A 14,663-nucleotide genomic window follows, 5' to 3' on the forward strand; every position below is an offset into this window, starting at 1 on the left:
TACCCCCTATAGGTTTAAACCAGTAGAGCCGCTTGGATATTCGGCACCAGAATCCGCACCAGAATCCGCACCATTTACACTTGCGCTATCTTCGTAATTCCTATCGGTTTCGTTATGAAGATTCGCCTCATACATCTTAGGTTTAGCGTCCACTTTTCTGCGATTTTCACGCCATCCAACAACTGGCAAATCAAACTTTGTGACTAATCTTTGTGTAAACGGAACTCCAGAAAGTCGCGCTAAAAGCAACTCATCTTTAGACTGCCTAATTTGAATTCTAGAACCTTGCGACAAAGCCCTTTGGCGCCTTCCATCGCAGCAAATCCAACCGCCAGAAGCAGAATCTTGCAAAATATCAATCGTAAAAGTAGATCCTGCACCAATTATTAGCGGTCTAGCAAACAGTGCGTGAGCAGCCAATGGAACCAATTGCAAAGCCTCAACATTTGGCCACATAATTGGGCCTCCTGCCGAAAACGCGTACGCTGTGGACCCAGTAGGCGTAGAAACAATCACGCCATCGCAGCCAAAAGATGACATTTCAACGTTGTCAACGCGAATTGAAAGCTCCACCATTCGCCCGCGATCTGCCCTATCTAACGTAATATCGTTAAGCGCCCAATCGCTTAAAGGCTCACTTGCACCAGGAAGCCAAACGTCTACATGCGCTTCCATTCTATGCTCTAAAAAGTAGTCTTTTTGCGCGATTCGCCTAATAGCCTCATCAATCTGGAAGCTTTCAAATTCTGCCAAAAAACCAACATGCCCAAGGTTTATTCCAATAATTGGAACAGGAGTGCAATGCACTAATTCTGCAGCCTGAAGCATTGTGCCATCCCCACCTAGCACAACAACAATTTCGGTATTTTTATCTACCCCTTGAGCAATTTTTTGCGCAAAATCCGATACTGCAGCGCTATGAAACACGCTAACATTAAAACCTGCATTTTTAAGCTGAGTAGTAACTTGATTTACAACAGCACTGTTGCTATCAAGACGCGCATGCGTAACCACAAGAGCACTGCGAGAAGCACAATCCCCAGGCAAACGTTCTTGCATAGCACCCCCTTTGAGCTTTATTTGTAGCTTAATTTGTAGCTTTACAAAAGTTAATCATCATTTTAGTTGTTGCACTACATATTGCGCATAAAGAAGATATTCAACATTCCCGTGAGTACCCTCTATAGGAGATTCATGAGTTGCAATAACACTTAAACCGTTGTTTTTAGCGCATTCCTTAATATTTTCTAACGCCTTAAGTCTTAGGTTTTTATCTGTTACAATTCCGCCTTTTCCAAGGTTTCCTTTGCCAACTTCAAATTGTGGCTTTACAAGAAGAACAATATTCGCGTTGTTTTGCGCAATACGTGCAATTACTGGAATAACCAAGCTAAGAGATATAAAAGAGACGTCGGAGACTATAAGATTAGGCTTGTACGGCAAATCTTGCGCATAAACATTTCTAATATTTACGCCACTCATTTCAATAACGCGCGGATTGCTTGCGATTTTTGAGTGCAATTGACCGTGTCCAACATCTAAAGCTATAACGCTATTGGCGCCATTTTGCAACAAATAATCGCAGAAACCGCCAGTAGAAGCGCCAATATCTAACGCCATTGTATTTGAATCAACTTCTAATCCCAAATTATCAAATAAGCGGAACGCGCCTTCGAGTTTTAGCGCTCCCCTAGAAACATATTTAACGCAAGAATTTTCTTCTTTTGATTCATCAAGGCTTATTTTTTGCGATTCTTTTACTAAAAATGACGTTTTTTTAACACTACGATTATCTACTTTTACTACTCCAGCTTTAATAAGACGCTGTGCTGTAGTTCTACTTTTAGCTAAACCGCGATTTACAAGCGCGCAGTCTAAGCGCTGAGCTAAAGAATCTTCGTCTAGCATTAAAAACCTCGCTCAAAATCTAAAATCGCAAGTCATAGGTCGCAAGCTGCAAGCCGTAAGCTGTAATCTGTAGGCAACAAAATCACAAGCAACAAAGCCACAAATCACAAAGAAAACTCTGGAAGAGTGTAGTCTTCCAGCGATTTTCCGCCGTCTTTTAAGCTCCAAGCGAGCGCGCAAGCAGCCCTCAAAGCATTGCAATCATTGGGATTGTTGACTTCAATAGCGTTACAAACAACCTGCGCTCTAGAATCGCCGCATACAAACGTAGAATCGTCAACGCGTTTAGGCGCATAATGAACCTCGTTTAGCCCTCTTAAATCCTTAGAAACAAAGCTTGGTCGCAAGTGTTTTGGAGCTTCAAGTAACATGCGTGCATTAGTAACACCCGTAAGAACAAGAAGTGACTTATACCCACCCCTTGTACCTGCTTCAATATCTGTGTCTAATCTGTCTCCTACAGCCAGAGAGCGCTCAATGCTTATTAGCGGATTTCCGAAATCGTCTTTTTCGCAGCAATTTTCAATATCTTCGTTACTGTGCTTTGCGTTTGCGGCAACCAACAATCGCGCTTCGTCATACATTGCGCACTCTGGCTTTCCTGCAGACGCAATAGGCTCCACTCCAGTGGCGTTTACTACGGCTTGAATCATAGAACCGCATCCAGGAGCTATGCCAAACTCGCGCGGAATTGTTAAATCGCGATTAGTAACAAAATACTTAGCTCCATGCTCTACAGCAAAAGCGACTTGCGCCATTTCTTGCCAAGTCATTTGCGGATACCAGCCTTGAATTACAGCCTTAGGATTGTCTTTACAAGACTTTACAGGATTAAGACCTGCACGCTGAGTCTCTTGAACAAGATGATCCGCACCAAGAACTAAAACGTTTGAGCCGCTTGGAACATAGCGAGCAACCATTCGAGCAGCTACAAGCGAAGAAGTTATGATTTGCCACGGCTCTACTTTTAAGCCAAAACTTTCTAGCTGACTTGCTACAACTTCTTGAAAACGCGAAGAATTATTTGTGGTATATTCAATAAACATACCGTTTTTTTGAGCGTTTTCAATTGATTCGGCTGCATATTCAACGGATTTTCCGCCTCTATATACCACTCCGTCTAAGTCGAGAAGAGCCAGACTAAAATCCTTGCTCAGCTCGCTGGAACTGTCTAGAAAATTCGCTCTTAAATCAGGCTGCATTATCTGCGTTTTCTGTGTTTTCTGTGTTTTCTGCGATTTCTGCGATTTCTGCGATTTGTGCGTTGTCTGCATTATCTGCGTTATCTGTGGTTTGCGATTCGTCATCCAACTCATCATCCAAATCCGCTTCAGACTCATCATCCTCTTCAGACTCATCGCTAAACTCGATATCTTCTGGAGCAAATTGCGCATCATCTTCACTAATGCCCACTTCGTCCATAATCGCGTCGTTAAGATGTTCCAAATCGTAGTCAATCACAACATCTTCTGGATTTTCTTCGTCTTCAATATCTGCATACTGCTCTTCTAAGCGATCCAGCAAAACATCAAGTTCAATTGCCTCATCGCTTCGCCCAGCCTCCTCTAAGAAGTACTGCTCTGCCTGAACAGCGCGCATTCTATACTCGCCAGGCAAGCCCTTAGACCTGCCCATTGCGTGAACAAGCTCAATCGCCTTATCCGCATGGTTTGTATCTGCCAAAACGCCTGCATACACAAGGAACATTTCTGCCTTAACTTCGCCACTAACGCTTTTAGCTTCATCCGACATGCAAATTTCCAGCGCTTTATCGAGGTTACCCATACCGCGCTCGCAATCGGCAATAAATGGAAGATAATCCGTGTAACCATTCATTCGCATAGCCGTTCTAAACTCGCGCGCAGCAAGCTTATAATCGCCTTGACGGTATGCAACAAATCCTAGCGTTTCGCGCGAAAAATCAATGCGAGACGCCTGCTTTGCAGCCCACTTTGCGTGTTCTAAAGCAAGCTCCGGGTCCTCATCTTGCAAAGCGTATGCAGCAAGAATATGCAAGCCAATGTTTTCGGAATGCTCCTTAGAAAGACCGCGCAAACGCTCGCGAGACTCCTTAGAAAGCATTGAATATTCTAAGCCCTTAGGCATTTTTGGCTCGCCTGGGCGCCTATCGGTATACGGGTTTTGAGATGGGTATGAAACAGTTCCATCCGAGTTTCTACGAGGGCCATTTTCAAAGCGGAAAGACGACTTTGAATCGCGCTTTTTAGAATCATTCTTCTTAAATCCGCTCTTGTGGAAGCCGTCCTTGTGGAAGCCGCCGCGATTATCTTCAAATCTGCGATCATTGCGCTCGCCACGATTATCGCGGTCAAACTTCTTGTATCTTGGATTGCGCGATTCTTTTGAATCAGCTTCAAAACTGCGATTTGTGCGCTTTTCGTAATCGCTACGATTGTGTTGATTATTACGGTCAAACTTGCGCTCGCCGCGTTCTACGCGGTTATCGCCATCAAACTTGCGATCCGAGTTCTTCTTAAAACCGCTCTTCTTGAATCCGTCTTTATGGAAACCATCCTTGTGGAAACCATCCTTGTGGAAACCACCGCGATGCTCCCCATCTTTATGGAAATCATCCTTACGGAATCCATCCTTATGGAACCCACCTTTGTGGAATCCGCCGCGATGCTCCCCATTTTTACCGCCATTTTTACCACCATTTTGACGGCTAAAATGGCCACGATTACCAAACGACTTACCACTACGCGATCCGCGTTCTTCGCCCATTATTGGCATACCTTTCAAAGTTTAAAAATATAAAATTATACTAAAAATCTAATGTTGAACAAATCAAGCGCACTTAAAAACTACGCACGCTCAACAGCGCCAACAGCCTTCTTGCCCCTACGAATCAAAGCAAAACGACCATGCAAGAATGAATCTTCATTCAAAACATCATCAACGCTGTCTACGCGATTATTGTTAACGTACAATCCACCAGCTTCCACAGCTCTACGAGCCTCGGAAATAGTGCGGAACAATCCAGCAGCAACAGCGGCCTCAACCACACGGTCTGCAACATGCGCTTTAGCAAACTCCAAAGTGCCATCCTGCGCTTTAACTTTAACGCCGTCTAAAGCAGCCTCAAGAGTTTGCTCGTCGATTCCAGCTAAATCGCCCTTGCCAAAAAGCGCTCCAGAAGCTGCAATCGCCTGGTTTGTAACGTCTTCTCCGTGAACAAAGCTTGTAACTTCCCAAGCGAGCACACGCTGAGCTTCTCGGCTTCCTGGGTCTTCTTGAATTTGCTTTTCCAAGCGCTCAATCTCGCTCTTAGGCAAGAACGTAAAAGCCTTAAGAAGCTTAACAACTTCATCGTCTGGCTGATTAAACCAGAACTGATAGAAGCGATAAGGGCTAAGCATTGTAGGATCAAGCCACATTGCGTTGCCCTCCGACTTACCAAACTTACGACCCTGATTATCCGTAATAATCGGGCTAGTAAACACGTGCACAGAAGCTCCGCGAACCTTACGAATCAAATCCATGCCAGAGGTCAAATTGCCCCACTGATCAGATCCACCAAGCTGCAAAGTAACGTTGTAATTATCAAACAAGTACAAAAAGTCGTTTCCTTGCAAAACCTGGTAGCTAAACTCAGCGAAAGAAATACCTTCGTCGGAGTTTAAGCGGCGAGCCACAATATCTTTAGAAAGCATTGTGCCAACACGGAAGTTCTTGCCAACATCGCGCAAAAAGTCGATAGCAGACATTTTAGAAACCCAGTCGTAGTTGCTTACAAAGCGAACAGGATTTTCTCCATCAAGAGGCAAAATGCGGCCAATTTGCTTGCGTAAGCGCTCTGCCCATCCGGCCACAATATCTTTGGAATTAAGCGTGCGCTCTCCGCTTTGGCGAGGATCTCCAATCAAGCCCGTAGCACCGCCAACCAAAGCAATAGGATGATGTCCTGCAGCTTGCAAATGACGCATGTTAATAAGCTGAACAAGATTGCCAATATGAAGCGATGCAGCAGTAGGATCGTAGCCGCAATAATAAGTTAATGGTTCTCCGTCGAGTGCTTGAGCAAGTTGCTGTTCGTCTGTAGATTGAGAAATCAATCCACGCCACTTTAGCTCTTCAAACAAAGAAGCAAATCCAGCCTCTTTGTAATTCCTCACCTGAGCCATTTATATCTCCTTATTACTGCAAAAATTACCGAAAATATCGGGCGCATTTGCGCGCTACAAGCCTTTCAATTTTGGCAGCACATGGAGACACTCTTATAAGCTGTTCCGTCGCTTAAAGATTCGGCAAATTTCTTGTACTGGCTAATCGCAAGCTGAGCTTGATTAATTTGTTCTTTTACGCGCACAAAGGCTGTTCCGCCCTTGCCACATCTAGAAGAAACAGAGCCATAGCTAGAAAGAACGAGTCTAAGATCTGGTATTTTATTTGCATCAATAACGCCGTCTAAAATCGTTGCATAATCGTTATTACTCAAATCGCTTAAATCGCATTTAAGACTTTCGGCACGCTTTACGCATAATCCCGATAACGTATGCGCATTGCGGAAAGGAACTCCTTGTTTTACCAGCCATTCTGCAATGTCGGTAGCAAGAGCAAAACCAGTTGCAGACTGCTCAAGCAAGCGAGGCATGTTAAATCGCATTGTTTTAACCATTCCTGCAAAGGCTGGAAGCAAAACTTCTAGAGTGTCGATTTGGTCAAAAACCGCTTCTTTGTCTTCTTGCAAATCGCGCGCATAAGCGGTTGGAAGACCTTTAAGAGTGGCCATTAATCCAGTTAAATCTCCGATTAATCGCCCTGCTTTACCTCTAGCAAGCTCCGCAATATCTGGATTCTTCTTTTGAGGCATAATCGAAGAGCCCGTAGAATAGGCATCGTCTAAAGTCACGAATGCAAATTCTTGAGTATTCCATATAATAATCTCTTCGCTTAAGCGAGAAATATCAACGCCAATCATGGCTGCAATAAACGAAAATTCCGCAACAACATCTCGGCTTGCTGTAGCATCAATCGAATTTGCGCAAACAGCAGAAAAACCAAGCTCTTTAGCAACTTCTTCGGGGTCTAGTCCAAGAGTGTTGCCGGCCAATGCCCCTGCCCCGTATGGGCTTTCGTTTGCGCGCAAATCCCAGTGCGCAAGGCGATCTACGTCTCGCAAAAGCGGCCAAACATGAGCCATTAGCTGGTGCGCAAGCAAAATAGGCTGAGCGTGCTGCATATGAGTTCGCCCAGGCATTACAGCGTCTTTTGCTTCTAAAGATTGAGCGACTAAAGCATTGCAAACGTCTAGAACTCTGGCAGCTAACTCGCGCGCTGACTCACGTAAAAACATGCGTATTAAAGCTGCGATTTGGTCGTTTCTAGATCGGCCAGCCCTAAGTTTTCCGCCGAGTTCGCTTCCTGCAATCTCAAGCAGACCGCGCTCTAATGCTGTTGCTTCGTCCTCGTCTTCTTCAATCGGCGCAAAAGTGCCATTATCCACGCGATTTTGCAACTCGTCTAGCGCTTTGCAAAGATCTGCGTATTCTTGATTTGTTAATAAACCTGCACGATGCAATGCGTGTGCGTGGGCGCGAGAGCCTGCAATATCGTCATCCGCTAATCGCCAGTCAAATTGCGTTGACTTGCTAAGCTTTGCGAGCTCTGCAGAAGGACCCGAGCTAAAACGGCCGCCCCACAAGGCTATTGGATGGTTTGCGGCGGTTGCGGCGGTTGCGGCGGCGTTTGTGGTGGCGTTGGCAGTGTCGCTGTCATTTGCGCTGTCATTTGCATTTGCATCGTGCATAGTTATTCTTCTTTCGCTTCCCTATTTTTAGTCGTTCTTCGCAACGCGCATATCGCGAGCCGCCGCAACCTTGCTAGACAATCCGTAGATTTCAATAAATCCGTTGGAAGCGCGCTGATCGAAGGTATCGGAAGAATCGTAAGTAGCTAAGTTAAAGTCGTACAAAGACTCACTCGACTTTCTGCCCGTTACAACCACCTTTCCAGCGTATAAAGTCATGCGAATATCGCCAGAAACATGCTCCTGCGTCTCGTTTATAAACGCATTCAAAGAACGCACAACTGGCGAGAACCACTGGCCGTCGTACACAAATTCCGCCCACTTTTTATCTAGAGCGCGCTTAAGCCTGTGCTGCTCGCGCTCCAGGCAGCAATTCTCAAGCTCTTGATGAGCCGTAATCAAAGCTTGCGCGCCTGGAACTTCGTACAATTCGCGAGACTTAATGCCAACCAAGCGATCTTCAATAATGTCGATTCTGCCAATTCCTTGAGCGCCCGCCCTCTTGTTCATCTCTTCAATTGCTTGAAGCGCAGTTACGCTGTGGCCGTCAATTGCAACTGGCACACCTTTTTCAAACGTGATTGTAACTTCGTCTGGAGTTGTGGCTTCCAAAGGATTCTTTGTGTAAGAGTAGCATTCTTCGGTTGGAGCGTTCCAAGGATCTTCCAAAAAGCCTGTTTCAATTGCCCTACCCCAAACGTTTTGGTCTATGGAATACGGGCTTTTCTTGCTTTGAGTAATCGGAAGATTATGGTCGTTTGCAAAAGCGATTTCAACATCGCGAGTAAGCGACAAATCACGAATTGGGCTAATGGCCTTTAAATCTGGGTCCAAAGACTGGATTGCAACTTCAAAACGAACCTGATCGTTTCCTTTGCCTGTGCAACCGTGGGCGATTGTATCGGCGTCAAATTCGTGCGCTGCGTGAACCAAGTGACGAGTAATAAGCGGCCTAGAAAGCGCGGAAACTAAAGGATACACGTCTTCGTATAGCGCGTTTGCCTTTAGCGCAAGCATGCAATAGTTATCTGCAAATTCTTCTCGAGCGTCAACTACATACGATTCAACAGCACCGCAAGCCAAAGCGCGGTTTTTTATGACTTCGAGCGCTTCCCCGCCTTGACCAACGTTTAGAGACACAGCCACAACATCTTGGCCCGTTTGCTCTTTAAGGTACGGAATTGCTACAGATGTATCGAGGCCACCCGAATACGCCAATACAATACGCTTCTTATTAGTCATAGCAACCTCCCAGGTTGTGCTGCGTGAATTAACGTTATGTTGTGTGAATCAACGTTGTGCTGCGCGAATCAACGTTGTGCTGCGCGAACTCGCGCGTGTATAAATAAACAATACATAGTATATTATACAAATCCAGATACAATCCCAACACGCGCAGAAATACGCCATTTTAGGCTATTTATACTAGGGCAAATTTACACAGACAACAATATAAATATAATACTTATACACTTATCCGAATGGTTGCTTGCGATTATTCGTGCCAGCAACCACAACCTACTCCGCAGCAGCAGCAGCAACCACAGCAGCTTCCTTTAGTACATCCTGGAAGCTTCTGCTCTACTTCTGGTCAACAAGGAGTGACGATAAAAGAATCTCTGATGGTTTGCAAAGAAGGTGTAAACGATGGCAGATTGCGCTGGCGCAAAGCGCAATAATATGCAATTCTGTCTGGAGCTTGCTCAACACGCCGATTTGAGCTACAAAGTCGGGAAAAACTTACCGATTTTGTTGTTAATTTTGCAGTTTTGAGCAACATTCTCGGGAAAATCGCTCGCGCGTTACAGAGCACTATACTCACGGCGTTATTGAGAGTGACTGGAAATAGGCTTCCAAGCATGAGCTAGTTTTGCGGAATTTGGAAGTAGACTTCCAACTTTTGCCATTTTGCACTAAACTTGGAAGTAGACTTCCAACTTGCGAAAGGCAAACGTATGTATTCAAGAACTGAATATCTTAATAAGCTTCTTGCTTTTAAAGACACTGATTTTGTAAAAGTAATAACAGGCGTGCGACGCTGCGGAAAATCTGTGATTCTTCAACAATACATGGATTCTTTGAGCAAGCTTGGAGTTCCAGAATCGCACATAATATACATAAATCTTGAAAGCTTTGAATATCGCAATGTTCTTACAGATTCCAATCTTATGGATATTATCTATTCAAAAATGCACAGTGGTGAAAATTCGAACAGTGGCATAAATCCGAACAAAAGTCAGCAAACAACCGTAAATCAACAAAAAACTTATATTTTAATAGACGAAATACAGTTTGTAGATGGTTGGCAAAAAGCCATTAACGCACTTAGAGTTAGTTTTAATTGCGATATTGTTATAACAGGATCTAACGCAAAACTTCTTTCTGGCGAGCTTGCCACTAACTTAAGTGGAAGGTACGTTGAAATACCAGTGTATCCGTTCTCTTTCAAGGAATTTTTGGGAGCAAAGCAAATCGACGTTAATTCTAGAAAAGTAGATTTGGCGTATAAAGAATACGAACAATATGGCGGATTTCCTAGTGTTGTTCTTGCGGACGAGCCGCTTAAATACACTATTCTTTCTGGAATATACGATTCCATTATTCTTAACGATATTGCTGCTCGCGCTCAAATAAAAGATAGTTTTACGCTTAAAAGAATAGTCGCATTTTTGGCTGATAATGTTGGCCAGCTTGTTAACGCTTCTAAGGTTACGAGTCTTTTAAAAAACGAGAAGATAGAAGTTTCGAATCACACTATTTCTAGATATTTAGAGCTTTTGCAAAATGCTTATTTGTTCTTTGAAGTTCGACCGTACGATATTCGCGGTAAAGCATACTTAAGGCAGAATGCAAAGTATTTTATTGTTGACAGCGGCTTAAGAAATCAGGCTGTTAGCCATCGGCTTGGAAATATGGGCAATCGCCTAGAAAATATTGTGTTTTTAGAGCTGCTAAGACGAGGGTATGACGTTGATGTTGCTCGAGCTGATGGCAGTGAAGTAGATTTTATTGCACGCAAGGGCGATTTGGTTGAATATTATCAAGTTACTCAGCAATTGCCAGAAAATACGCATGAAACCGATAATTTGCTTAAATTACGCGATAACTACGCAAAATTCCTTATTACAGGCAGATATGCGGGAGTTGATTTAATAGACGGCATTAATGTGAAGTATGTGGTTGATTGGCTAATTGAAAAGTCTTAAAAATCCTGAAAGTCTTAATAAATGATCGCAACGACCTGCCTGAGCACTTAGAGCGTAGCGCGCAAACAATTTTCCGCTTTTTGTACGTGATTTAGGCCAAATTTGGTACAAAATGCGTCAATCTTTTCCGCTTTTTGTACGTGATTTAGGTTAAATATGGTACAAAGTGCGTCAATCTTTTCCGCTTTTTGTACGTGATTTAGGCCAAATTTGGTACAAAATGCGTCAACTTTTCCCGAGTTTGTAGCTCAACACACTGATTTGAACAACATTTTCGGGAAAAACAAAAAAGCTTTCGGTTTTAAAAGCCCCTAGTAGCATTCAAAACCGAAAGCAACACGCTCAACACCCAAAACCCCCGTAAGCCTTTACTTCAATCCCGGGAAGAAAAGAAAATAATAGCAAACCAGAATCAAAATAAAAACACAAGAATCAAAGGCAAAACCAGACTGGCGTTTCCCTACAAAACACCACACTAGTCGTTAAGCGCAAATCTTAAATAACGCGCACTCGCGCTCTAAAACACACGAGTGCGCGCATAGTGCTTAGTGACGAGCCTTGCGAACAGCAGCACCCATACCAGCAAGCATGGTTGCAGCCAAAGCAGTCAAAGTCACACCAACACCAGTGCCTGGCAACTTCTTGCCATCATTCTTCTTCTTCTCAACTTCAGGCTTGCCTGGCTTGCCTGGCTGACCTGGCTTACCTGGCTGACCAGGAACAGTAGGAGTTGGAACACCAGCAGGAACAGGCAAGTTAAGCTCTGCCAAAGGATCAGTCAAAACTGGAAGATCAGCAGGAATCTTCAAACCAGCAGCCAAAGCATCATTCATAGCCTTCTTGTAAGCAGTCAAAGCAGCATTGTAAGCAGCATTAGCCTTAACAGCCTCAACATAAGCCTTATCAAACTCAGCCTTAACCTCTTTGTAATCCTTCAAAGCACCAAGATAATGAGCCTTAGCACGAGCAGCACGCTCAGTCAAATCCTTGAAAGCAGAAGGATTAGAAGTATCCATGTTAGCAGCCACAGCATCCTGAACAGCCTGATCAGCAGCATCCCAATCAGCCTTAGCAGCATCCATCACAGCCTTAACAGAAGAAAGCTTAGCAAAAAGCTTGCTATAAGCATCATGCTTAGCATTCATGTTGCCTTCAGCATCATTCAGCTTGGACTGCAAACCATACAACAAAGCAACATAACCAGCCTTGTCGGTTGGAACTGGAGTTGGATCCTGATCATGATCCTTATCCTTATGATCTGGATCCTTCTTAGGAGCATCCTTGCACTCAGCCTTAGCAAGAGCTTCCTTAGCTTCCTGCAACTTATCCTTAGCATCAGAAAGCTTATTCTCAGCAGTATGGATACCATCCTTCTTCACTACAGTAACAGTCAAGTCAGCTGCAGTAGCTGGATCTTCACCAGCATTAGAGAATGGAGTAGCATCTCCACTCTTGAACTTCTTAGCATCCTTAGCAATCTTAACGAAATCTTCCTTCGCATGTGCTGTCTTGGCCTGAGCATCAACTAAATCTGCACCAGTCTTACCATCTTCAGCGGCCTTAGCATCCTTGTAAGCCTGCTTAGCATTATTATACTTATCTGCAACAGCCTTCTTAGCATTGTAAGCTTCAAGATCTGCAGCATAGGTATCCTGAGCCTGACCAAGATCATTCTCAGCAGTAGTTACACCACGCTGAGCAGCATTGAACTCACGCGTAAGCTTAGCAATCGTTCCAGCATCAGCTGGTTTGCACTCATCCTTAGCGAATGCTGGGGTTGCCATTGCGAAGCCGGCAAGCAAAGTTGCGCCAGCAGCGAAAGCGGCGATAGCCTTCTTATTCATCATTTTAATTTCCTTTCTTCTTCTCCCCCACTAGCCGCCGCGCAAATCCGCGCCAACAGTGGGGAAAAACTAAAACATGCGTTCGCATGTTTCCACCAACATGGTTATCCACCAAGCGATGTTGCTATTAACATACCCCCCCCCGTTTAAAAAAGTCAAGTCCCAACCACACATGCTAAACCGAAAAAAATAATGTTATACACAGAATAATCCACACTAAACGCCACATTCACCGTAAAATTTGTGGATAAGCAATACTTAAACCGTAAAAATACGCATTTCAAGGTTTTTAAAGAATTTTCCCAGGTTTTTTTAAGGAAAGACTTTTCGGGTGTGTCGCACGCGACGACCTGCCTTTTCGCTTATAGCGTAGCGCGCAAACAATTTTCCGCTTTTTGTACGTGATTTAGGCCAAATTTGGTACAAAATGCGTCAACTTTTCCCGAGTTTGTAGTCAAACGTGCTGTTTTGAGCAACAAAGTCGGGAAAATCTACGCGTTCGGCTTAGCATCAGCATCGTCAGCGTCTTTAGCATCAGCGTTGGTTTGCTTTTTTAAAAGATCCAAGTTCTTTTGAAGATTTTCACGCCTAACGGCCTGCCTCTCACACTCGCATATCTGCCTACTAAATCGCCTAGCTATTAAACGCGCCCTACTCCTACTAGAATCATCCTCCAAATTATTAAACTCACGTAGTCTACTAATACTATTAAGAATATTCTCTTCAACAAGCCTGGCATGCTGGCTGATATTACTCATAGCATAAGCCTCATCCAAAGCCCTACGCCGCTCATCCTCCGCATTCTTAAGACTCTTAAGCCGCACGCCCTTTAACACGCGTATACCATTCTCACTACGATTACTATGCAACACCACTTCACTCACATTAACCACAGGATGCTTCGCATAATAATCATGAATAAGCTTATGCGAAATCTCAACATCACAAGCACAATCCCTACCAACACCCTTTCTAGCATCAACCCAAGGAAGCTCACTCCTAACACGCACGCCAAGACTTGCAGTACTAAAATTATCCAACACATCACACACGCTATAAATCTCACGAAGCATAGAACACTCAAACGTTTTACTAAACTCACACGGGCTTAAAATAATATTCTGCGCGCAAACCAAATCCAAACTAAACAAACACGAGTTAAACAATTCCAAACACACCGGCCCATTCTTCCAAGCCTGAAAACCATTAGAAAACAAGTTGAGATTAGTTGAAGACAAATAATGCGCGTAACTATAATAGGTGAACAATTCCAGACGCTCGTGACTCATCGCGCCGTAATGCTGCAAAATCGCATACGCAACACGCTTAACTGTAGACATAACTCTCTTCCTTTCACCCTTTCACCATTGAAAAGACACGGACACTTAATAAACCAACAACCCCTAAAAGTTAGACTTACTAACAGTTAGATTCTTCTACTATTAGACGATACTGGTTTTAAGTTAGCGAAAACGCTAGCATACGATTCACATACAACACAAATTCAACGGCGTGTCGCATGGAAAACGGGGCATGTCGCTCTCATATCTTCGCTTGCGTTCCATTCCTCGCGGCTATTAGTAGCCGCTCGGCTGATTTGGCACATAAAGTCCACTGGACTTTATGCTTGAGCCAAATCACGCTTTGAAGGAGCTTGAAATGCGTTATGCAATTTCAAGCTCAGTCAAAGCGCACTGTGCTTTCAACTTGAGCAAGCTCAGGCAGGTCGTCGCGCCCTTTTGTTGTTAATTTTGCAGTTTTTAGCAACATTCTCGGTAAACCGTTCACGCATCACGCATTGCAATACAAGCATTTTGCAGCAATCGAATCTGTTTTCTGCACATAAAAACAAAACAGTAAAGCGCTAATTCAATAGAATCTAATTTAACAAAAACTTGTTAATCACAATCTAAATGAATCAGCGCTTTACGTATA

At 43.9% G+C, this 14,663-nt stretch carries 11 protein-coding genes; 2 read left to right on the forward strand and 9 right to left on the reverse strand.

Annotated elements, in window-relative coordinates:
- Positions 1-6 precede the first annotated feature (6 nt).
- The 7 genes from HMPREF3216_RS03520 to HMPREF3216_RS03550 form a co-directional block, all read right to left on the reverse strand.
- The gene (locus HMPREF3216_RS03520; protein ID WP_060786958.1) at positions 7-1,059 is read right to left on the reverse strand and encodes an NAD kinase; all 1,053 of its coding nucleotides are present in this window, start codon (positions 1,057-1,059) and stop codon (positions 7-9) included.
- Between the two features lie 57 nt (positions 1,060-1,116).
- Positions 1,117-1,908 (reverse strand): TlyA family RNA methyltransferase, encoded by a 792-nt coding sequence (locus HMPREF3216_RS03525; RefSeq protein WP_060786959.1) that lies wholly within the window; start codon positions 1,906-1,908, stop codon positions 1,117-1,119.
- Positions 1,909-2,012: 104 nt separating this feature from the next.
- Entirely contained in the window at positions 2,013-3,110 is a 1,098-nt protein-coding gene (locus HMPREF3216_RS03530; protein ID WP_060786960.1) for an HAD-IIA family hydrolase, read from the reverse strand.
- Complete coding sequence (locus HMPREF3216_RS03535) at positions 3,100-4,653, reverse strand: hypothetical protein (RefSeq protein ID WP_196485424.1); 1,554 nt, start codon at positions 4,651-4,653, stop codon at positions 3,100-3,102. Before HMPREF3216_RS03535 ends, HMPREF3216_RS03530 begins: the two co-directional genes overlap by 11 nt.
- An 80-nt stretch (positions 4,654-4,733) precedes the next feature.
- Positions 4,734-6,053, reverse strand: a complete 1,320-nt coding sequence (gene tyrS, locus HMPREF3216_RS03540; RefSeq protein ID WP_060786962.1) for a tyrosine--tRNA ligase — start codon at positions 6,051-6,053, stop codon at positions 4,734-4,736.
- 65 nt (positions 6,054-6,118) lie between these two features.
- The gene (gene argH / locus HMPREF3216_RS03545) at positions 6,119-7,678 is read right to left on the reverse strand and encodes an argininosuccinate lyase (RefSeq protein ID WP_060786963.1); all 1,560 of its coding nucleotides are present in this window, start codon (positions 7,676-7,678) and stop codon (positions 6,119-6,121) included.
- Positions 7,679-7,705: 27 nt separating this feature from the next.
- Positions 7,706-8,920 carry an argininosuccinate synthase gene (locus HMPREF3216_RS03550; RefSeq protein WP_060786964.1) on the reverse strand — a complete coding sequence of 405 codons (1,215 nt, stop codon included), beginning with the start codon at positions 8,918-8,920 and terminating at the stop codon, positions 7,706-7,708.
- A 405-nt stretch (positions 8,921-9,325) separates the two neighbouring features.
- Here HMPREF3216_RS03550 and HMPREF3216_RS06655 point away from each other — a divergent pair, with 405 nt between their 5' ends.
- Entirely contained in the window at positions 9,326-9,451 is a 126-nt protein-coding gene (locus HMPREF3216_RS06655) for a hypothetical protein (RefSeq protein ID WP_269145775.1), read from the forward strand.
- A 182-nt stretch (positions 9,452-9,633) separates the two neighbouring features.
- Positions 9,634-10,884: an ATP-binding protein gene (locus HMPREF3216_RS03555; RefSeq protein ID WP_060786965.1), complete on the forward strand. Its 1,251-nt coding sequence runs from the start codon at positions 9,634-9,636 to the stop codon at positions 10,882-10,884.
- 545 nt (positions 10,885-11,429) lie between these two features.
- Here the strand turns inward: HMPREF3216_RS03555 and HMPREF3216_RS06550 are convergent.
- The gene (locus HMPREF3216_RS06550; RefSeq protein WP_060786966.1) at positions 11,430-12,731 is read right to left on the reverse strand and encodes a hypothetical protein; all 1,302 of its coding nucleotides are present in this window, start codon (positions 12,729-12,731) and stop codon (positions 11,430-11,432) included.
- Between the two features lie 488 nt (positions 12,732-13,219).
- Positions 13,220-14,068 (reverse strand): Panacea domain-containing protein, encoded by an 849-nt coding sequence (locus HMPREF3216_RS03565; protein ID WP_060786967.1) that lies wholly within the window; start codon positions 14,066-14,068, stop codon positions 13,220-13,222.
- Between the last annotated feature and the right edge of the window lie 595 nt (positions 14,069-14,663).

This window comes from Gardnerella vaginalis, assembly GCF_001546455.1.
GTDB lineage: Bacteria > Actinomycetota > Actinomycetes > Actinomycetales > Bifidobacteriaceae > Bifidobacterium > Bifidobacterium vaginale_B.